This is a genomic window from Mucilaginibacter sp. A5337 (assembly GCF_059690695.1).
In genome coordinates, this window is the sequence record NZ_JCAWEC010000005.1 from 657,149 (window position 1) to 678,756 (window position 21,608).

A 21,608-nucleotide genomic window follows, 5' to 3' on the forward strand; every position below is an offset into this window, starting at 1 on the left:
CATGCCGAAACGTTCGAAAATACTCCTGGTTGATGATAGCCCTCTTGTTTTGCTGGTTATTGGTCAGGCGTTGGAGAAAGAGGGCTTTGAAAGCCGAAAGGCAACTTCTGCGGAGGAGGCTATGGCATTGCTTGAAAATGAGATCCCTGATCTTATTTTGTCTGATTATCAGATGCCCGACATCGACGGTTTTGCTTTCAGACAAAGCTTAATGAATATTCCCGAGTATAAGAATATCCCCTTTATGTTTTTAACTTCGGTCACCGACCATGCCCATATGATAACGGGAATGAGTATGGATGCCATTGATTACATTGACAAGGATACGCCCATTACTTTTGTTATTTCAAAGATTAACAATTATTTGAACAGCATCCGCGAGCGGCATGAGCATACCATAAAAGAGCTAAGCAGCGCAGCAATGGCCTTAAATTTGTATTCTGTTCCGCAGGAAACGCCCCGAATTGATGGGTTTGAAATAGATTTCTGGCACAAATCCTTCGAAAATTACCCGGGTGGGGATTTTATTGATGCCATAACGATCAATAACAGATATACCTTTATTATCATGGGCGACGTTATGGGGAAAAAATGGGGCGCCTGGTTCTTTTCTTTTGGGTATTTGAGTTATATAAGGGCAGCTGTCAGATTATGTGTTTCGGAAGGGGATGTGTCCACCAAAAGTATTATGCAAAAAATCAATTTGGTTATTTATCATGACCCGGTTGTGAGTGAAGTTTTATCGACGCTTTCACTCATTATGATTGATTCGGAACATGAAACGTTGAGTTATACCGGTGCCGGCGATTTACCGCTTTTATATTTTAGTTACGCCAAACAAAGGATTAACAGGATTGGCTCATCAGGACTATTACTCGGGGTTAGCAAAGAGGGCGGTTTTGATGAACATTTGATAAGTATGCAACCTGGCGATCAATTAATACTGGTAACAGACGGCTTAATTGATAAAGAAACGCCGGTTGGAAAAAAGACGGATTTGGATAGTTTTATCAACGAAATTGCAAAATATCTTGGTAAATTTAATTCATTCGAAAGTCTGAAACATGATGGCTTTTTGAACCAGAAAGCGAATGAACAAATTGACGATTGCAGTTTAATATTTATTCAAAAAAATAGCTAAATGATATTACAAACACATTTGCTTAATAATTCATTAATTGCGGATATACAGCTTAAAGAAGCAAATTTGGCAAATTCTGAGCAATTTAAAGCAGAACTGGTTAGCCTGATCAATAACGGGAATAAGTTTGTTATTGTAAATTTTGAGCGGGTTACTTATGTAGACAGTTCTTTTTTAGGTGCATTGGTATCGGCGCTTAAACTGGCTCTGAATAATGGAGCCGATATTGCCATAGTTGGATTAAATAATGATATCAGGTCATTATTTCAATTGGTACGGCTTGATAAAGTGTTCAGGATCTACACAAATACACAGGAGGCTTTAACCGGGGCATAAACGAATTTATTACCGTGAAAAAGTTTGTTTTTAACAATGAAACCGAAGGTATTTATCCTTTAACCATTCAGATCATCAGCTATATACAAAACATCGCAAAAGATATACTCGATGACTATGCCGGTTTTAGGATCAAAACCATCCTGATTGAGCTGCTTACCAATTCGCTCAAACATATGGGGAATGATGTTACCCGGATTGGGGTCGATCTGAAAAACAACAAGCTATATATCAGTAAACAGGATAAAGGAAAGCCGCTGCAAATTAATACCAGGCAAGCATCACTAACCTGGCCGTTAACGCACAGTAAGCTTATTCAAAATGAAATAGCTATTTATGGCGATGATTTTGGCACATTAAAGGGCCGGGTGAAAAACAGCAACAAGCTTGAGTTTTTTACCGAAGATTTTGATGTGCGGTATGTTAACAAGGATACCATTATGGGCTTAAATGAGCATTACGGCCTGATGATCATAGCACGTGCCAGCGATACATTTAATTACAAACATAAACCTGATACTGGCGTAAATACTTTTACTTCGGTAATTGAACTTAAACAGCAGTAAATATCACTGCGTAATTTTCTGAAAACGTTTCTTAATGGTTAAGAAAGGTTTTTCATATCCAAAATAGGATAGTGAAGCCAGTCCTACAGCGCACGCTACTGTAACCGCATAAATGATGATATTTTGGGCTACCATATTCATGGTTGGAATGTATTTGTGTACGAGATAGAGCGTTAAAAATAGCGGGTATTTATGTAACAGGTAAATGCCGTATGAAATTTGACCGATATAATCAAGCGTTTTGCCTTTTATAGTATAAATACTGGTTTCGGCCTGGCTAAGGGTTACAATAAGCAGCGAAGAAATTATAGCCAGCGGAACATCGCCGTGTGGGATATCGTGAATAAGGTATAAATAAACATACCCCACAAAAATTATTGATAGTATAACCTGTATATAGGACTTAAACATCTCGTCAAACAGCCCTTGTAATTTAAACTTAAATGTGGGGTGTTTGGTGTTATGAAATATAACAGCTACAACGGCTCCAATCATCATATTATCAAACCTGGCGTAGTAAAAAAACTGACTGAAAAGTTTCCATATTTCATTGCTATGATTGAGGTTGTTTATAGTTAACTGTAAAGCCCATATCGAAACAATAAAAATCAAAAATGCATAAAGGATATTTTTGTTTTTTTTATCCTGAAAAAATGAGGGTGGAATATGTAAAACTGCTCTTCGGTACCAATTGACCAGATTGGATTGAAAATTTCCGGCAGCATCTGGAGGCAAAAAGCCAGGTTGGGCATAAAAAATATCGACAGCCAAAGCCCTGTTGTTGAACCCTGGGCGGGATAGATAAAAAAGCCTATAATTACCAGCAGAAAGTACAACGGCCAGATCCTGAGCATACGCCGGATATAAAACGCCTTGAAATTAACAATCGAAAAGTTGCGTTTTTCCTCAAGCAGTAAATAAGTGATCAAAAAACCACTTAACGCAAAGAAAATAGTAACCCCTGTTTTACCCAAATTAAATATCGTTATATAGGGAATCCTGGCTACGTGAAAATCAACTTTATGCAGTTCGATATGGGATATAACTACCATAAGCGCAGCAAGAGCCCTTACCCCATTTAGGTTGGAGAAATAAACCCTTGCTTTGCCGGTTGATTTTATATCTTCTTTGGTAGTAATCTCCATATTTTACACAGCCGGTTAAGTTTAACATAACTGAAAAGTTTAACACGGCTGGTATTGTTTACGGGTAAATACAGGTACTTAGTTGTTTGCTACCCTGTCCAAGCATTTCTGCAGTACTTCGGCAAACTCCTTGTCATTTGGCGGAGCAAATATGGTATTATGCTCACCAGGAATCTCATGTACATTTACGCCTTTCAGAGCAAATGGCTTCCAGCCTAAAAACTCAAAATCCTCCATATAAAAAGTCCGTTTTTTGGCCCTGAACAAATCGAGCGTTATGTTTAACGGCTTTAGCACATAGTTGCGCAATGCTTTTTCACTTGCCTCGTCAATCTCATTATCATAGGCAAAAAAGCCTTCCCGCTTTTGGTTAGGTTTAAATATTTTCCAGTAAAGTTTTATCATCTGACGTTTAAGCATTAGCCCTTTGTATTCGATGGTACGTTTAGGGTCTTCGGCTAATAACACAAAACTGTGGGCAAGTTGCTTGGCTCGTAAGGCAGTCTTATCAACTATCTTTTTAGCCGCGCTGTCATTTATATCCGAACGGTCGGCATAAGTATCAAACATGGCCACCATTTTTACCTCTTTGCCGGCAGCAATGAGTTGGTTTGCCATTTCATAAGCAATAATACCACCTAATGAATAGCCTGCCAATGCGTAAGGGCCATCCGGATTTCTGGCTACGATCTCGGCTATATAATTAGCCGCAATTTCTTCCATTACATCCAATGGTTCATCTATACCATTCAGTCCACGTGCCTGTAAACCGTAAACCGGTTGCTCTGCATCCATATTCATGGCAAGGGCATTAAACAACAATACGTTTAAACCGGCTCCGTGCACAATATACAATGGCATTTTACTGCCATTAGGCTTAATAGGCACAAGAGATTCCCAACTGATCACTTCGTTGCCCTCAAGCCTTGCTGCCAGTTTTTCGATAGTGGCGTGCTCAAACAAAGTAGCAAGCGGCAAACGTTTTCCGGTTTCCTGCTCAATAGCAGCCATGATTTTTACAGCAACTAATGAACGACCGCCCAGTTCAAAAAAGTTATCAAGGATACTGATCTGCTCGATCCCCATATTCTGCTGCCATATTTTGGCCACCAGCTTTTCATTATCGGTACGTGGGGCAACAAATTCACCCTCGCGATAGATAATGTTGTAATCTGGCTTAGGTAGTGCTTTGCGATCTATTTTTCCATTAGGGGTAATAGGTATTGCGTCCATCACTACAAAATCATCAGGGACCATATATTCAGGCAATACAGCCAGCAGCCCTTTTTGCCATGCATCAAACTGGTTCTTAAGATCGATCCCTTCTTTTGGCTCGGGTGAAATTACATAAGCAACCAGGCGAGGCATCCCTGGTGTATCTTCACGGGCAATAACTACCGCCTGTTTAATATTATCCTGCTTTAACAGGTTTTGTTCAATTTCTTCCAGTTCTATACGGTAACCGCGTACCTTAACCTGGTGATCAATACGACCAAGACAAAGAATTTCACCATCCTGCCTGATCTTGCCCAAATCGCCTGTGCGGTACATGCGGGCACCCTCAACCGTTGAGAAAATATCTTTAACAAAACGCTCTGCAGATAGCTCTGCACGGTTAAGGTACCCAACGGCAACACCATCACCGCCTATATAAATTTCACCAATTGAACCATCGGTAAGATTATTAAGCGCTTCATCTAAAATATAGATCTGGGTATTGGCAACAGGTTTACCAATGGTAATATCTTCGTCACTGGTGATCTGTTTTATGGTTGAGTAAATGGTGGTTTCGGTTGGGCCATACAGGTTCCAGATCTCCTCACATTTCGGCAAGAGCTGTGTAACAAGGTCTTTCGGGAAAGCCTCACCGCCACAATATACTTTTAAAGGTAATTTGCTATCCCAACCCGATACCAGCATCATACGCCAGGTGAAAGGAGTGGCCTGCATTACTGTTACATCTTCTGCTTTTACCAGATCAACCAACGCGCGACCGTCTTTTGCCGTAGCTGAATCTGCTAACAAAAGTTCGGCGCCGGTTATTAATGGTAAATAGAGGTCTAACCCGGCAATGTCAAACGATATGGTAGTTACCGCCAATACTTTATCGGCGGTGGTCATGCCCGGTACCTTTTGGCAGCTTAATAAAAAGTTGATAAGGTTAAAGTGGCGGATCTGTACGCCTTTAGGTTTCCCTGTTGAACCTGATGTATACAGGATATAAGCAAGATCTTCTCCGCTTACACCGGTTTCTGGCTCTGTAGCCGGATATGAAGGGAATTTCTCTAATGCGGCCTCAATTAAAACCTCAATTGAGTTTGCAGCAAAATGATTATGATATTTTTCGGAGGTAATCAGAATTTTGGCTGACGAATCTTCAAGCATAAATTCGATACGATCCTTCGGATATTCCGGATCAAGTGGTACGTAGGCTGCTCCGGCTTTCATAACAGCTAATAACGATATTACCATTTCGGGCGAACGGTCAAGTGCAACACCGGCAACATCACCTCGTTTAAGCCCCTGGTCAATCAGGTAACCGGCCAGTTTGTTGGCCGCTTCGTTGAGCGCTTTATAGGTTAAAGTGCGCTCATGAAATTTTAGCGCAATTTTATCCGGGTACTGATGAGCTGCAGCTGCAGTTAAATGGATAAGTGCCTTTTCTTTGGGATAATCTACAGCGGTATTGTTTAACATGCTTATAACGTCGGTATTCAGAGGGGCGTCCATAATTTATTTTATATGCTATATAAATTCCTGATTCAATTAATTATCAACGTTGTTTCCGTTATTTAACTGCAGTAGCCTGGTCATTTACGGGTTCTGCGGGAGCGTGATCGTGCGGCGTATGAATAAACTTTTTGTTTGCTCCTTTCAGTTTGAACAACAGCAGGAACATGGTGAAAAATATAAGTGGCAGTTTAAGCATAGCTTCTAAAAGTTTTCCGTTGTAGAACGATGTCGGTATGGCAACTATGATACCAAGGTAACAAGCCACAGTTGCACCAAGCCATAAATGCCAGTGCGGGCCAATACCCGGAGTGAAAAAAGAGATCAGCAACATCAGCGGCATCAGGCCAAGCATCAGCACGCGCGGCAGGATAGCCATCTGGTAAATCTCATTTACATAATCAAAATTGCCTCGAAAAAACTGGGCAGGTGCTGTAGCTCCGTACTTTTTAAGCAAGTTAAACTGCGCCGAAAGCCAGCGTTTACGCTGCTTTTCAAATACAGCCGGGTTACTTACTTTTTCATCATATATGTATGCTTTTTCGGCATAAGCAACGTGTATCTTGTCGCGGGTAAGCAGTAGTCCCATTTCTTTATCAAAGCCACCTACAGCGTCAATACGCGACATTACATTCACAAAAAGCTTATATTCCAAAGCCATTCCTGAACCAATGATGGCTGCCGAAAATTTAAATAACTGTTGTGACTTTCTGAAAATGTGATTGTTAACCTCTTCGCTCACAGCATCAAGTATGGCTACCTGCGTATTTGAATTTTTTGCTACGCGATGGCCTTGTACCACAAGGTGGCCTGCCCGCAGATAATTATTGATCTGGTGCAGATAATCAGGTGCGGCTATATTATCAATATCAAAAACAACGGCGGCATCATAGCCGGCAGCTGTGTTTTCAATAGCTTTATTTAACGCTTTTGATTTGGTACTGGTTTCAAAAACTACTTCAACCACCTGCAAAGGCATCTGCTTTAATTTAACAATGGTTTCAGGTTTCATGGAGTCGGCAATAACACAAACCGTGAATAAATCTTTAGGGTAATCGATAGTTAGCGCTGCTGCTGCCGAGTTTAAAATAATTTCATCTTCCTTGTAAGCGCAGATGTAAACTATGAACTTACTGAGGGCATTTGCTACCGGAGGCTGCTTAATGGGAATTAATTTCCCCACTACAGAGAACACAAACAGGTATAAACTGTATACACCAAGGTATATAAACAGCAAAATGGCGATAACAGATGCAATGAATTTGATGATTTCCATGTGTTTTTGATGATAAACCCCGTTTTATAATTAATTATAAGTAACAGATGTGTTTCTCTAAAAATTAACCTTTCTGCTTATTATTCAAATTTGTTGCCAGCAGGCGCTTGATCTCTATTATACGGTGCTCCCATGTATTTTGTGCTGCTACTTTTAATCTTTTTTGCTGTAAAAAAGGGGTGTCATTTAAAGCCAGGTTAAGGGCGGCGGTAAATTCATCTGCATTTTTGCAGATGTAAACCGTGTCGCCGGTAAATTCTTCCAGATCTTCGTTAAAATCGGTGATCACAACCGGCCGGCCGGAGCCCAGGTATTCAAACAATTTAAGTGGAAAAATTGAGCTGCTAACATCATCCTTTTTAAAGGGGATGATGGCAACATCAAAGCCTTTGAGTACGGCAGGTAACAGCTCATATGGTACTGCACCCTTTTTGAAAATATTAGGAGCGTTAAAAACGGTGTTGTTTTCGTAATCAATAGCAACGGGGCCCACAAAAACAAAGTTTTTATCGGAGTTTTGCTTCAGTAATTGTGTTATCAAATCATAATCGATACGGCGTTCAATATTGCCAAAATAGCCAATGACAGGCTTTTTGACATCGGCCAGAATCCCAGCCACCGGCAAAGCCGGGTCAAGCGCTTTTTGGCTGTGACTGATATTGGCTGCGTTAGGCACAAAGTGCGAGTTAGGATTAAGCTTCCCTTTTATATTACTCAACTCCTTGCTGGTACTGATCACCATGTCCATATCTTTTACCAAAATATCTTCGGATATGAGGCCGTGGCGGGTTTGGTATTCCTCAATCAAAGGGTCAACACAATGATAAACCTTGAGCAGCGGTTTTAACTTCAATAACCGGTGCATGGTTGGGTAATAAAACGCATACGAGTTGATGAAGATGTAATCCTTTATCCCGAGGTTTTTAATCACCTTATTGAGCCGGTTTGCTACAATCCTTTCGTTTATTTTCAGGGCTTGGCGGTATATAGCACCTTCTGGCAACGAATTGATTGAGGGTACAGGAGGAGTAATGATGATCTTTAAATTAGGGATCTCTGTTTGTATAAAACTATCCTTCGGCGAAAAAAAGTGCGGCTTGCGGGTATTATAACCAGGGGTATTTTTAAACTGGATATAATCTTTCCAGGTATAAGGCCTGTCAACATAATAGACGTAGTTATCCTTAGCCAGATGTTTGGCTATGGTATAGTTAGTTGATTCCAGGCGGCTATCAAACTGCATTTGCGATAATATAACGATATGCCGGTTCTTTAGCTCCATATGATATAGCTTGTTATTCGGTTAATTGTTTTCCTTTGATTTTGCTCAGCACAAGTCCTATCAACTCTTTTAGTTCGATGTAACCTAAAACAAAGATGTCGGATATTTTAAATTGCAGGTTTTTCTTTAATGCCCAATAACCAAATATTGCCCCGGTAAAAAATGTGAAGATAGATGCAATAGCAACTGCGTAAAGACTGTGGAACACAAGGATACCCGTAAAATCGCCGATTACGTTAACTGTCAACATCAGGAATACCTTGATCATGTTAAGATGGGGCTTATTTATGATATCAAGCGTGATCCCAAAAAACCTGTCGATAGGTAGCAGCATCACGTAGCACATGAAAATCCTGAAGATATTCCCCGCATCGGAGTGTTGGTATTTAGCACCGAATAGCAAACCGATGATAAGATCGGCAGCGACAAAACAAAACACAGCAATAGGGGTGAGCGCTATAGTAAGCATTCCTGCATACTTTTTCATAATATAGCTTACATATTTTTGGTCGCCCCGTTGTATAGCTGCCGACATAACAGGTAAGGCAGTGGAGATAAAAGCTCTTAATGGGATTTCAAAAATTTCCATCAGCCTTTGCGGAATATAGTAAACAGCCAGCAGATCAGGGCTAAACATAGGTTTTACAATCAGTGTGTCAGAACTTCTGAGCAAGTATGAACTTATTGACGTACCTACACTGTATTTGCCAAAATGAGCCATTTGTTTTATAGTATCCCTGCTTTTATTTGCTATGTTTTTTACTTTGGCCCAGCCAATAATAATACAAATAAGGCTGCTTAACAGGCTTGCTGCAAAGTAAGAGTAGATAGTTGTTTCAAAGTTTGATTTTCCTGCTATTGCTACACAAACCACAAGTACGAGGAAGCCCCCCTGGTTCATTAACTGGAGAATGAACATCTTATCAAAACGTTCTTCAGCCTGCAATATCCAAAGGCTTACGGCCGATGGAAGCGTGCAAAAATAAATGAGACTGAACCATTTAAGCGTAATGGCTATATCGGCCCCCGGGTTTCTGTAGATAAGATAGATCAGCAGGTTTACAATGGCAAATACCGAAGTAATGATAAAGCCCAGGTACCAGGTTGATCCCGATATATTTTTCTTCCTTTCGGGTGTTGATCCTGCATAGAATTTAATGAGGGATGTTTGAAGGAAGCCGGTGCGGAAGGTGTCGGCCAGTGTAAACACGATGAGGAAGAATACGTAGTTGCCAAAGTCGGGTTTACTTAACCGGCGGGCCAGCAATGATAGTATCACCATCCCCAAAACCGGCAAAACCGCATTGGTCGCCAATGAAAGCGTGTGTTTGTTTATTAGTTTTTTAAATAAACTCATGTATTTTGTTTTACGCTTTCTCCCAGGTTTGTGTTGTGAAATTGTACTGTTTTATTACTTTGGCCGGATTGCCAACGGCTACCGAATAAGGCGGAATATCCCGTGTTACCACGCTGCCAGCTCCGATAACCGAATGCTTGCCTATAGTTACACCGGCGGTTACCACGCAGTTAGCGCCTATCCATACATTATCGTCAATAGTGATTTGTTTAGTGGTAACTTTTTGATGGCGTGGCGGGATACTTACATCCTGGTAACCGTGATTAAGACCGGAGATAACAACGTGCTGGGCCGTCATACTGAAATTACCTATTTTAACCGGGCCGATTACAACAGTGCTGATACCAATGCCAGATCCTTCTCCAATAAAAACGTCGCCAACACCATTATTAATCACAGCAAAATCCTCTACGATGCTTTTTGCGCCAAGTGAAAACTTATTGAATGGGAAAAGGTCCATCCGGGCGTTGTTCCTCACTACGCTTCCTTTACCACGTTCGTGAAAAAAGCGGTTAAGGATAAGCCTTACCCATAGCCTTGGCCTCGATTGGCCCGGTGGGATCAGCATCCAGTGGACTAATTTTTTTAATTTCGGATTTGATTTTATGGATGATACAAATGACATCTGCTTAGTTAATTAGTATTGCACCTGTACTGTTCTTTTTTTTAATTGCTCCTGTTCCTGATCGTCAATTCGTTTGCATACTACAAGAATGGATATGGCCAGGTAAAACAGGATGTTTGATGGGTATTGAACGAGTGCCTGTTGTGGAAAGTTACCTATGTTGAACGCAAAAAGGATCAGTAACATTGCCAGGCAGTAGTTTTTGAGTTCGGGGTTTTTGATACTGAAATAAAAGTTGATCCCGGTTTTAAGTACAACAAAAAACAGCGTACAAAAAAGAAGCAGGCCAACCCAGCCCATCTCGACAGATACGCGTACGTAGCCGCTATCGGGAGGGAATTTAGCCAGCATAGAGTTTGGCGAAAACTTTCGGCCCCAAACCCCTACAGAACCTAAACCTCCGCCAATAGGGTGGGAGAGGATAAACGGTTTTATTTTTTTCTGATTTTCGGCACGAACGTTATAAGAGGGGTCATCGGAGGGATTGAACGCCGTTTGGAAGCGCTTAATTAATGGGTTTGACGTTGGCATCACTATTAAAACACCAAGCATTGCACCTGCTATAAGCGTAAAGGTTAAAACCCGTCTGTTAAAATTTAAAACCGCCAGCATTGAAAGCGCTCCCGGCACTAATACATAAGCGGCCCTTGTACCGGAGTAGAGCATCACATACAAGAAAAAGCCGGCGATACAACCAAGGATTACCTTGCGCTTAAGCGGAAGATTCCCCATAATAAGCACAATGCAAAGCAGCGCACCAATAACCATGTTGTATGAAAACGTAACGGGGTCCGAAAAGATACCAAACTTACGCATGTGTCCGTTAATAAATAATAAACTTACGCGAGTTGGGTCAGCATACAGATACCTGTGTTCAAATGGGAAAAAGCCAATGTTTTCTTGTTGGAAGGCAGAGATTCCGGCCAGTATATCGAGGAAGATCCAGAGCTTTAACAACTTTTTAATAAACTTTATCGTGCGGATTTGGAAAACAAAAACATAGTACATGAGCATAATAAAGCCTATTGTACGCACAGTATATATCCAGGCCAGTCTTGATTCGGCGGATGGATTTACAAACTCAAGCATATTGTACGCCAGCCACACTAATATCATGTAACTGATTGGGTTTTTAAAATAAGTCCAGTTTCGTTCGGTACGTTGTTTAATAAAAAAACCGAGGATGAGCAGGTACGTTGTTACGTCCATCAAGGTACCAATGGGTACCTGATCGGGTAAAAATTCCGAAACGTAACCGATAAAAAATGCCGCAATGATCAATGCACAGATCCCGAATTCGGGATAAACAGTAATGGCAAATACTATTGGCAATCCTATAGTTAACGCTAACACAGCACCCACGCCTATAAATTCAAGTTTATAGGTCAAAAAGCTTATGGCAAGTGAAGTAATCAGCAGGAAAAACAAGGCAAAAGGATGCGAAAACTTTTGGATTAAAAGGTTTTTCCAAAAGTTTCGCTTAATGTCATTATTGCCTGTTTGTTCATTTCGCATAAGGTAGAATAGAAATGCTTTTTTAAATCTACAGGAACAGGATCTTTACCGCCCATACAAACACACCGATAAATGCAAATACTATAGCCGCCTTACGTGTTTTTTTTTGCAGGGGACTTAAATCTTCAAACGGATCCTTTTCCGGTTTTGGAGGGTCTATTCTCATTTTAAGTAGTATTATTATTTAAGGGGGCTTCGCGGCGCCGGTTAATTAAGAACTTTTTTCTTTTTTCTGATTGTAATCAGTTTTATTGAGTACCCAACCCGCAAACCTGTTTTCCAATCCTTTTAAATAGGCAATGTATTGCTTTTGAGCGTTGATTATCTTTTTATTAGCCTCAAATACCGCTATCGTTTTATTAGCAAACAATAACCACTCTTTTGATTTATTAAGTGCAGTAAGCGGAGCAGTATCAATGATCACAACATCATATTTGGAACGTAAATCATCAAATCTGCTTTTTACAAATTCTTCGCTGCCAACTTCAAGCAGGGTTACGTCTCCACCACGGTTACCTAAAACAGTGGTGTTTGAACTGCTGAGCTCTTGTTGTCCCAACGGGTTGTTTTTAAAATAATCTTCCAGGTAAGTTTGTGGCTTGGCCGTATTGCTGATGGTGGCGTTATTAAAGTTACCGTCAATTAGCAGCACCCTCTTGTTGATCATAGAATAGGAGTAAGCCAAGCTTATTGCAAGAAGGGTTTTACCCTCAGACGGTTCAACGCTTGTTATGGCTAACACTTTTTCGCCCTTTAATTCCTGGTCAATTTCAAATCTTATGGAGCGCAACAGCTCCTTAAAGGTCTTCATTTTCTCGCGGTGTTCCACGTCCCAGAGCTTGCGCAAGTCGAGGTTTTCACCGCTGATCTTATTTAAATAGCCCAATAACGGTAGTTGCGTTTTATTAACCAGTTCGGTAGGGGTTTTAATAGTATCATCAATGTAAAACAACACAAACAGCCAAAAAACGCAGGCAAATAGGCTGCCTATACCACTCAGAATAATAAGCAGCATTTTTTTAGATGGCTGGGCTACATCAGGCTGGGCCATTTCAACCTGGATGAGTTTTATCGAAACGCTTGAGCGCAGGTTGGTTTCATTGTATTTGTTTAATACATCAAGATATTCTTTACCTGCAATGTCAATATCAAAGTCGTAAGTTTTTACTTTGGCATCAAACGGAACTAATCGTGAAAACTTAGCATTTAGATTTGCTAACTCATTTTCTATTGATTTGACACTATACTTGGCCAAATCGCGCGAAACCTCAAGCGTAAGTTTTTGTTTGATCTGGTCGTCTTTAGCTATGAGCGGATTGGTAATGTATTTATCAGATGTTAAGTTAATCTGATTTGCAAGCTGTTGCTGTAACGAGTCAATCGATTCTTTATACTTGTTATTAAATCCGCTTCTTACATACTGATCTTCAAGCGTATGCAGCTGCTCCTGGGTAGAAATAATAGCCTGGTTATATTTGTTGGTTATAGCTTCAACATACTTCCGGTCATCGGGTGTGAACTTTTGGTTGATAGCATCAATAGCACCCTGGTTCGCTATCATATCTTTATCGGCCTGCAACTTTTTATCGTTGTAAACCATAATTTGGCCAAAAATAGCTTTTGACTGCTCATCAAGGTTCAATACGCCATTTTCAATTTTATATTGCTGCAATTTGCCGGTTTGATCGCTAAGCGCTTTACGTTTAGTGTCGAGCAGGTTAGATAAAAATGTTACCGCGTTTGATTCGTTTTGTTTTACACTTTGGGTGTAATAGTCAATAAACTGTTTACACAAGGTGTTTACTACAAAGGCAGAAAGCTGAGGGTTTTCTGAATCAAAGCTCACAGATATAAAATCACTGTCTTCGTTACGCATAACCACCAGGTCTTTCATGATGTTACGCTCATCGTATCTCATTGATCTGAGCAGTCCTACAACAGAGTTTTCTGTTTTATCATAAACGGATAACGGCTCGAGGGTAGCAAATTTCTTTTTTAAAATGCCTAACACGTTGTCCTTTTCATACGAGTGCAGTTCAAGTAATTCTTTACTTGGTTTACGAAAAGGATAAGGATCCGTGAGGTCATGGATCATGAGCGAATAAGAAACCTGGTCAATAAGTTTCTTTAGCTTCATGATGGCTATCAGGTTGCTGAATTCGCGATAAACCTGCTGCTCCTGTACATTGGCCGTAGCATCTTTATCAAGAAGGTGCCTCGATGCGTCAATAATACCGGTAGCAATTTCAGCATGCGACTGATAATTATCGGGCAGATTTTTTACCAGGAAAAACGATGCAATAACCGCTACAAGCGGTATTATAATCAGTGTAGTTCTGTATTTCTTTAGTAGCGTGAAAAAATTGCCTATCTCCATCGTTTACTTAACGTCTTCTAATTTAGTACCCAATAATTCTTCAAGATTGGTCTTGGCTGTAAATGTCGCTAATTCGGCTTGTACTTTAAAAGAGTTTTGGTTGTATAAACTGTTAAGTTGTTCGTTATAAATCTGAAAAGTTGTTTCACCTTTTTGGAATGCATATTTTAACTGCTTAACCGCACTTTCGGCATCTATTACAGCATTGGCCCGCAACCTTAAATCGGCTTGTGCTGCAAGATAAGCAAAGTAATAACGCTTAACCTGTGCCTCAAGGGTTAACATATATGCTGCCTGCTGGTATTCAGCCGCTTTATAAGTTTCTTTTGCCTGGCGGATAACCCCTGGTCTTGAAAACATTTGGCCTATATTTAATGATATGGCTATCTGGTAGCCTTTAAATATCGTTGGCTGCGAAATATTGATTGATGTTTGCGGGCTATAAATGTAAGATGCCGTTACGCCTTCAAGCCATGAAAATACGGTTGAATTATAAAGCCCTTTGGCCGCATTTACCTGGCTTTGGCGTGCTTTAACTTCAGGATAATTCTTTTTGGCAGTCGCTATCAGTTTTTCAAGATACGGATAGTTAACGTCGTTTATAAATGAACTTTGCTGCGCTTGTACGCGGCTGGAAAAAAAAAGAACGATTATAGAAAGATACGTGAGCTTTAGTTTCACCGACATAGAGTTATACTTTTTCTTTTTGGAATAGGGCAGGTACGGTACCTACAATAATTTTTAAATCTAACCAAATAGAGTATTTCTGAGCATAAAAATTATCTAATTTTTTCCTTTCACGTTCAGACATGTCTTCTTTACCGCGTTTGCTGATCTGCCATAAACCGGTTAGGCCTGCAGGACCAAGGAAACGCATCGACCATTCATTTGAGGTAAGCATCTCAGCCTCATACAACGGCAAAGGCCTGTTGCCAACTACCGACATATCGCCACGCAGGATATTGAACAATTGAGGCAGTTCGTCTAAACTTGAGTTGCGCAGGAAGTTGCCCAGTTTGGTAATACGCGGATCGTTCTTGATTTTAACAAATGCTACTTTATTATCGCCGCCTTCTGCTGCATACTGGTTGTTTTCGGCAGATAATTTTGCAAGCAACTGGTCAGCATCGGTACGCATCGACCGGAATTTATAAAAATCAAATACCTTATAACCCGTACCAACGCGTTTGCTTTTGTAAAATACCGGACCTTTTGAATCCAGCTTAATCAAAATGGCGACTACAAGCATAACCGGTGATAAAACCAGCATCATACCACCCGAAATTACAAGGTCGATGAGGCGTTTACCTGCAGGCATTTTATAGGCAGTATCAACAACCTTTGACAATTCAAGTAATTTGGGTTTTATCAGTTTAAAACGTACCAAAAAGTTGAGCCGCTCACGCAGATCGCTTATAGAAAAGGGCTCTCCGTAAAAATCGTGTACTTTCAGTTTAATGGCTTGTTGCTTTAAGGCTTTATCATTTCTTGATGAAAGCAATACGATAATCAAACCGTTTAACAGGAAGCTGCTCTTAACTTCTTCAACCAATTTGATCCATTTCCCTTCTGTATCAACTTCAACCAAAATAATATCAGGGACAGACAAAATAGATTGCTCACCCAGATAATCATTAAGCTGATCAATGGTATTGTTGTACGCAATTTTGAAGCCTTCGTTTAAGCCATTCGAGATTTTTTCCTTGAACTCGCTGCCGGCATAAGCTATCCTGATGTTAGAACCTGAGCTTTCGTTCCAATCAGATGTTTGATGATTCATAAACTTGTAAAACTTGGTTAATGGCTGTTTTTAATGCGGTTGGATTAAATGGCTTGTGTATGTGAGCATCAACCTTAAAAGGCATGGCACTTACCTGGGTGTCAAGATCATGGGCGGCGGAAAGTAATATTACCGGAATGTCGCGGTAAAAACCGCTGATCTTAACGTTTTTTATAAATGATTGCCCGTCGAAATAAGGCATCTGAAGATCGGATATGATCAGCTCGGGCATATTGCCATCCTCAAGCCAGCTAAAAGCTTCTATACCGTTATTTTTTACTACGATATCATATTCTTTTGAAAGGATAAAGTTGAGCAGTTTTAATATGCTCAGGTCATCATCAACTATAAGTAGCGTTCTTTTCATGCTTAATTTAATTGGGGTTATTTAATAAGTGAGAAGCAATTATATTGTTAATCGGTATGTTGATTTAATTATTGTTTGTTGTAAATTTTTGATATATCGCAAAATATAAACTTAATAAATATTATTAATGAAAAAGTAAATGAATTTATGAGTTATTTTAACTAAAAGCTAAGTATAAAATAAATAGCTTCACAATTGCCGCTTTTGTTTTTCATTTAATTATATGCAAAAAACATTCCTGAAATAAAAAAAGCCACAATCAAAGGTTCGATGGGCTTTTATACGGGTAATACACGAAATAAGTTGTAAAAAAACTGAGAAATTAACGGAAAGTTAATAATTAGCCGAGGAATTTATTCCCACGGCAGGTAGCCGTTATTCCCCAAAACGGGATTTATTTATTCCCCCTTATTTGACCCCGGCTACAGGTGCACAAGGTTACTTTTCTATTATGGATAAAAAATTCCCCGCGGGGTCCTTAAACCAGGCTATCTTAGGTCCGCCGCTCAGGAATACTCCCTTTTCGTTTGTCTTAAAATTTTCCTGATCGTAAATTTCAAACTTAACTCCGCGGGCGCTGAGCTCGTCTACAGTTTTTTCTACATCATCAACCGGGAAATTCAAAATAGTAAAGGTTGCAGGCACATGATTGGGCTTGGTGTATATCAATATGGGAGTGCTGCCTGTTATATTAAGGTTAAGTAAGCCCTGCATATCAGGCAAATCACTTACGCTTAAACCAAGTACATCAGCATAAAACGCTCTGGCTTTGGCTGTATCATCTACCGAAAATCCGCTAAATGCTTTGCTGTCTTTTAACATAATAATTATTTATATTAATGTATTACCTTGCCTTTAAATGATTTGTTTGCAGAAAATAAGATTAGTCGGTCAAAACCTCGGCCCTGCAGCCCAAATCATTTAAAAAGCTGATCAGCGATTTTGCACATAAAGTGCCGCTGTCACATTGTACCCGCAGGATATTGTCACAATCATCCAAATCAAAATTGGCTTTATGATTTCCAAATGCTTTGTGAATGGCATCCAAAAGCATGCTGGCCTGGCGGCGTTTATTTACATTGGTTTTAAAAACTTCTACCATCATAAGTTTTTGATTAGCTGTACTTTTAATGGAGATCAGGAATATGGTATCAGGGATGCCCTTATTATCGGCATCCCTGATTGTTTTTTAATTATTGCGGACGGTTGGGATTGTAGGAGATCATCCAGCTGATGCCAAATTTATCTTTAATCCAACCAAAGTAGTCGCCCCAAAACTCTTCACGCATCGGGCCACCACTTTGCTGTCCGGCTGATAAACCGGCATGAAACCTATCAGCCTCTTCCTTTGATTCGCAACTGATAGTAAGCGAAAAGTTAGTGCCCATGGTTACCAAGCCCATACCGCCTTCTTCAACTCCCAAAGCGTCGGTACCCATAAGCATATTGCCCGGGCCAAGTGGCAGTGCAATGTGCATAAGCTTGTTCTGGTCTTTTTCGGCAAGTTTTGATGCTTCCGGACCATCTTTAAAACGCATTACTACGGCAAATTCGCCCCCAAAAACCGATTTGTAAAAGTTAAATGCTTCTTCGGTATTACCGTTAAAGTTTAAATAAGGATTTACGACTAACATGATGTCTGATTGTTTTTGATTTATAATTGAGTGATTTTATAAAGTAAAGATAAGGTTTGTAGCCCCTATACAGGAGGGTGGTATTAAGACATGTTAAGGGGTTAATTGCGACATTATAATTTGCCTCAAAGCACACAACGAGGTCCGGAAAACATAGTCTTCCGTTAATTACCTGCCTGTACTTTACCTGAGATAAACTTATACAGGTACGGTGCTTTATGTGCACCGCCTGTCCATTTTTTGGCTATCCGTTCTAAAATGCCAAGCCCCAGCATTTTACGTTGAAAAGCCGCGCGGATAAGTTTTTTGTTCAAAATAGTTTCGTAAAGCGACTGGAGATCGCCCATAGTAAATTCATCGGTCATTAGGTTAAAGCCTATAAGCTTTTGATCAAGATTGTTTTGGAGGGTTTCTAAGGCCTTATCGATAATTTGATTGTGGTCCTGCATCAAAACTGGTAATTCGTCGAGGCTGTACCAATCGCAGCTATCTGATATTTCATCTGGTGCAGGCACAGCTTTGGTGAAATCAACAAGGGCATAATAACCAATTGAAACAAAACGTTTCAGGAGCCAATGGTTATGAGGAGGTTCATACCCCCGGGCTTTCATTATGGCTTTAAGTGGTGCAGGGTCATAACGGCTGTAGTTACCAAATACATAAAACTGTTCCAGATAGATATTGCTCAATGCCGTGCGGCTTTCCAAAACCCGGCGGGCTGCCTGATTTACATCTTCGTTATCATGAATAAAACCGCCGGGCAGGGCGTATAATGATGAGTTTTTATAGGATAGCAGCAATACCTTTAACTGGTTATCGTGAAACCCGAAAATAACGGTGTCGATAGCCAAACCGGGCAAAAAACCTTCGCCACTGATATTACTTTGCTGTTGCTCAAACTCTTTATTCATGCAGTCCTAAAAAAATGATTGCACAAGTAACAAAAAAATTTGAAATGTGAACTTAAATATTTTATTATTGTATCATTATGTTACAATAAGGTCTGCTATCCTTATTCGCTCGTTTATACATTCGCTACAAACCAAATAACCAATAATGAAGAAACCAATTTTAGTAATGCTGTTGCTTGCGCAGGTAGCCTCTGTAAGGGTAATGGCGCAGCTATCTGCAAACAAAACAACCGTTGAGACCGGTGTGCTTGAGGGCACGCGTGAAGCATCAAACGTTTTAAGCTTTAAAGGTATTCCTTTTGCCCAGCCACCTGTTGGCGATTTGCGCTGGAAAGAGCCCCAACCCGCCAAAAACTGGGAGGGTACTTTAAAGGCCGATCATTTTGGCCATAACCCTATGCAAAAGCCAATTTTTGGCGATATGGGGTTCAGGTCATCAGGCATGAGCGAAGACTGTTTGTACCTTAATGTATGGACACCGGCAAAATCATCAAAAGAAAAACTGCCGGTGCTGGTTTATTTTTATGGTGGCGGCTTGATGGCCGGTGATGGGTCGGAGTCGCGTTATGATGGTGAGAGCATGGCTAAAAAAGGCATTGTTGCTTTAACCGTAAATTATAGACTTGGTGTGTTTGGCTTCTTTTCGCATCCGGAATTAACAAAGGAATCTCCTAATCATTCATCTGGCAATTATGGATACCTTGATCAGCACCTGGCTTTGCTTTGGGTACAAAAAAATATAGCTGCGTTTGGTGGCGATCCTAAACGGGTTACCATAGCAGGCGAATCTGCAGGATCCATTTCTGTGTCGGTACAAATGGCTTCACCCTTATCAAAAAATCTGATAGCGGGCGCTATCGGCGAAAGCGGAGCAGGTATTAAACCAACACTTTTCCCTATTCCGCTGGCTGATGCGGAACAAAACGGTGTTAAGTTTGCCGCTAATGAAAAAGCAAATACCCTGGCTGATTTACGGGCTATACCCGCCGAACAGCTATTGAATGATGCCTTTAAACCCGGTACGCCGCCAATGTCGGCCACCATTGATAATTACTTGTTACCGAAATCGCTGCCCGAAATATTTATGGCAGGCGAGCAGGCTAAAGTGCCATTGCTGGTAGGGTGGAACTCGGCCGAAGTGCCTTTTCAGTTTATGATGCGCGGAGATGCCCCAACGCTTGAAAATTACACCAAAACGCTAAAGCAACTATATGGTGACAGGGCCGAAGAAGCTTTGAAGCTATATCCGGCTGCAAATGACGGGGAAGTAATTAAAGTAGCCACCGATTTATCAAGCGATCGCTTTATTGTATACAGTACATGGAAATGGGCCGATCTGCAGGTGCAAACAGGAGGGAAGCCGGTTTATCGTTACTTGTTTTCACGCGTTCGCCCCGCGATGGTTGCCTCAATGGGCAACGCTACTCCAGGACTTGCAGGTGGGGTAGTTAAAGGTGATGCAGCCAAACCTGCCCCTAAAATGCCACCGCCGGTAGGAGCAGCACATGCTTCAGAAATTGAGTATGCTATGGGTAACCTGGCCGGAAATAAAACCTATGCCTGGACCCCTGATGACTTCAAGGTATCCGAAACTATGGAAAACTACTTTGCCAACTTTATAAAAAAGGCAAACCCTAATGGCGCAGGCTTGCCTAAATGGTCGGCAATTACAGATAACAATAATGTTAAATTCATGAATATAGATGTTAAAAGTGAAGAAAAGCCGGAAGTTAACCGCGCGCGTTATTTGTTTTTAGATAAAGATTACATGAAATAAGATTTTTTTTCAGATGTATGGGCTGGCTCCTGTGATTTTTCGCAGGGGCCTTTTTTGTAAAGTAATCTCACTATATTTATTCAATGAAATTGATCCCGGTGAAAAGCGTATTGTCTAAATGGCTACTAACAGCTATTATACTGCTTGGCTTTTTTACGTTTTCGGGGCCTGCTATTCAAACGTCAAACAGGTTTGATAAGCCGCACACAACATTAGTTGCCGGTTATACCAATAGGATCTCCAAATCAATTTTATACAGTGCTACTTTAAAGGGAGTCAACCGAAATACCATTTCGGCTTTAATTTCCGGAACGTGTAGCCTGCTTGCTTTAAGTTTTTTGCATAGCCTTCAAACTCATACTGTGGTTAAGCAAACATCATGGTTGTTCATACCAAATAACCAGATCAAATATCACTCTTTTATTAAGGTTTTCGGTTCAGATTCCGCCGATGATAGCTATCCTTTGTAGGATAATCTTTCCTTTTTGATTACCAAAAGGTAATTACCCCATTTTAATTATTCGGGTGGCGGCCCCTATAAGGGCTGTGCCCATCATTTTTATGATGTAAGATGAAAAAAATTAAAAGGCTCATGAGGCTTTGCGGGCTTATCATGTTTATGATATTGGCTGTTGCGGGCATAGGAATATTGGGAGTGGCTCCCACTTTAACTAAAGATAGAAAACTATTTGCTGATAAGCATCCTGCGACAGAAATGGCAAAGAAAAGTGAAGCCGACCAGGAAAAGCCCTACGAATAGCAGATAACTTACTCAAGCATGAAGTTCAT

Annotated in this window: 23 protein-coding genes; 6 read left to right on the forward strand and 17 right to left on the reverse strand. The window is 40.5% G+C overall.

Features of this window, described 5'->3' with window-relative positions:
• The first annotated feature begins 1 nt into the window (after position 1).
• The 3 genes from AC59JO_RS19930 to AC59JO_RS19940 are packed head-to-tail and all read left to right on the forward strand — an operon-like array spanning position 2 to position 2,043.
• Positions 2–1,141, forward strand: a complete 1,140-nt coding sequence (locus tag AC59JO_RS19930; RefSeq protein ID WP_497307425.1) for a PP2C family protein-serine/threonine phosphatase — start codon at positions 2–4, stop codon at positions 1,139–1,141.
• The gene (locus AC59JO_RS19935) at positions 1,142–1,477 is read left to right on the forward strand and encodes an STAS domain-containing protein (protein ID WP_497307427.1); all 336 of its coding nucleotides are present in this window, start codon (positions 1,142–1,144) and stop codon (positions 1,475–1,477) included.
• A 14-nt stretch (positions 1,478–1,491) separates the two neighbouring features.
• Complete coding sequence (locus AC59JO_RS19940; protein ID WP_497307429.1) at positions 1,492–2,043, forward strand: hypothetical protein; 552 nt, start codon at positions 1,492–1,494, stop codon at positions 2,041–2,043.
• A 3-nt stretch (positions 2,044–2,046) separates the two neighbouring features.
• Here AC59JO_RS19940 and AC59JO_RS19945 read toward each other — a convergent pair whose 3' ends face one another.
• The 17 genes from AC59JO_RS19945 to AC59JO_RS20025 all read right to left on the reverse strand — a co-directional run bounded on the left by AC59JO_RS19945 (position 2,047) and on the right by AC59JO_RS20025 (position 19,042).
• Positions 2,047–2,655 (reverse strand): acyltransferase family protein, encoded by a 609-nt coding sequence (locus AC59JO_RS19945; RefSeq protein ID WP_497307431.1) that lies wholly within the window; start codon positions 2,653–2,655, stop codon positions 2,047–2,049.
• Positions 2,652–3,188, reverse strand: coding sequence for an acyltransferase family protein (locus tag AC59JO_RS19950; protein WP_497307433.1), 537 nt, complete (start codon positions 3,186–3,188; stop codon positions 2,652–2,654). Before AC59JO_RS19950 ends, AC59JO_RS19945 begins: the two co-directional genes overlap by 4 nt.
• Positions 3,189–3,266: 78 nt before the next feature.
• Positions 3,267–5,918 (reverse strand): non-ribosomal peptide synthetase, encoded by a 2,652-nt coding sequence (locus AC59JO_RS19955; protein ID WP_497307434.1) that lies wholly within the window; start codon positions 5,916–5,918, stop codon positions 3,267–3,269.
• A gap of 58 nt (positions 5,919–5,976) precedes the next feature.
• Positions 5,977–7,194, reverse strand: coding sequence for a glycosyltransferase family 2 protein (locus AC59JO_RS19960; RefSeq protein WP_497307436.1), 1,218 nt, complete (start codon positions 7,192–7,194; stop codon positions 5,977–5,979).
• Between the two features lie 64 nt (positions 7,195–7,258).
• Positions 7,259–8,476 carry a glycosyltransferase gene (locus AC59JO_RS19965; RefSeq protein WP_497307438.1) on the reverse strand — a complete coding sequence of 406 codons (1,218 nt, stop codon included), beginning with the start codon at positions 8,474–8,476 and terminating at the stop codon, positions 7,259–7,261.
• Between the two features lie 13 nt (positions 8,477–8,489).
• Positions 8,490–9,833, reverse strand: coding sequence for an oligosaccharide flippase family protein (locus AC59JO_RS19970; RefSeq protein WP_413667644.1), 1,344 nt, complete (start codon positions 9,831–9,833; stop codon positions 8,490–8,492).
• A 10-nt stretch (positions 9,834–9,843) separates the two neighbouring features.
• Positions 9,844–10,458 carry an acyltransferase gene (locus AC59JO_RS19975; protein ID WP_413667645.1) on the reverse strand — a complete coding sequence of 205 codons (615 nt, stop codon included), beginning with the start codon at positions 10,456–10,458 and terminating at the stop codon, positions 9,844–9,846.
• 12 nt (positions 10,459–10,470) lie between these two features.
• Complete coding sequence (locus AC59JO_RS19980; protein WP_497307441.1) at positions 10,471–11,973, reverse strand: O-antigen ligase family protein; 1,503 nt, start codon at positions 11,971–11,973, stop codon at positions 10,471–10,473.
• Between the two features lie 28 nt (positions 11,974–12,001).
• Positions 12,002–12,139, reverse strand: coding sequence for a hypothetical protein (locus AC59JO_RS19985; RefSeq protein ID WP_167667979.1), 138 nt, complete (start codon positions 12,137–12,139; stop codon positions 12,002–12,004).
• 45 nt (positions 12,140–12,184) lie between these two features.
• Entirely contained in the window at positions 12,185–14,350 is a 2,166-nt protein-coding gene (locus AC59JO_RS19990; RefSeq protein ID WP_497307443.1) for an exopolysaccharide transport family protein, read from the reverse strand.
• A gap of 3 nt (positions 14,351–14,353) precedes the next feature.
• Positions 14,354–15,037, reverse strand: a complete 684-nt coding sequence (locus AC59JO_RS19995; RefSeq protein ID WP_413667648.1) for a TolC family protein — start codon at positions 15,035–15,037, stop codon at positions 14,354–14,356.
• 4 nt (positions 15,038–15,041) lie between these two features.
• On the reverse strand, positions 15,042–16,130 hold the full coding sequence (locus AC59JO_RS20000) for a sugar transferase (protein ID WP_497307445.1): 1,089 nt from the start codon (positions 16,128–16,130) through the stop codon (positions 15,042–15,044).
• Complete coding sequence (locus AC59JO_RS20005) at positions 16,111–16,497, reverse strand: response regulator (RefSeq protein WP_413667650.1); 387 nt, start codon at positions 16,495–16,497, stop codon at positions 16,111–16,113. The genes AC59JO_RS20000 and AC59JO_RS20005 overlap by 20 nt, the downstream gene beginning before the upstream one ends.
• A gap of 438 nt (positions 16,498–16,935) precedes the next feature.
• A complete protein-coding gene (locus tag AC59JO_RS20010) occupies positions 16,936–17,319 on the reverse strand; it encodes a VOC family protein (protein WP_413667651.1) in 384 nt (127 codons plus the stop codon).
• A gap of 61 nt (positions 17,320–17,380) precedes the next feature.
• Positions 17,381–17,602 (reverse strand): hypothetical protein, encoded by a 222-nt coding sequence (locus AC59JO_RS20015; protein ID WP_413667652.1) that lies wholly within the window; start codon positions 17,600–17,602, stop codon positions 17,381–17,383.
• Between the two features lie 88 nt (positions 17,603–17,690).
• On the reverse strand, positions 17,691–18,131 hold the full coding sequence (locus AC59JO_RS20020) for a VOC family protein (RefSeq protein ID WP_413667653.1): 441 nt from the start codon (positions 18,129–18,131) through the stop codon (positions 17,691–17,693).
• A gap of 164 nt (positions 18,132–18,295) precedes the next feature.
• Positions 18,296–19,042, reverse strand: a complete 747-nt coding sequence (locus AC59JO_RS20025; RefSeq protein ID WP_413667654.1) for an NUDIX hydrolase — start codon at positions 19,040–19,042, stop codon at positions 18,296–18,298.
• Positions 19,043–19,187: 145 nt separating this feature from the next.
• Between AC59JO_RS20025 and AC59JO_RS20030 the strand changes: the two genes are divergently transcribed.
• From AC59JO_RS20030 to AC59JO_RS20040, 3 genes are all read left to right on the forward strand, one after another.
• A complete protein-coding gene (locus AC59JO_RS20030; RefSeq protein ID WP_497307449.1) occupies positions 19,188–20,819 on the forward strand; it encodes a carboxylesterase/lipase family protein in 1,632 nt (543 codons plus the stop codon).
• 83 nt (positions 20,820–20,902) lie between these two features.
• Complete coding sequence (locus AC59JO_RS20035; protein ID WP_497307451.1) at positions 20,903–21,289, forward strand: hypothetical protein; 387 nt, start codon at positions 20,903–20,905, stop codon at positions 21,287–21,289.
• Positions 21,290–21,390: 101 nt separating this feature from the next.
• Positions 21,391–21,579: a hypothetical protein gene (locus AC59JO_RS20040; RefSeq protein ID WP_497307453.1), complete on the forward strand. Its 189-nt coding sequence runs from the start codon at positions 21,391–21,393 to the stop codon at positions 21,577–21,579.
• The last annotated feature ends 29 nt before the right edge of the window (positions 21,580–21,608 follow it).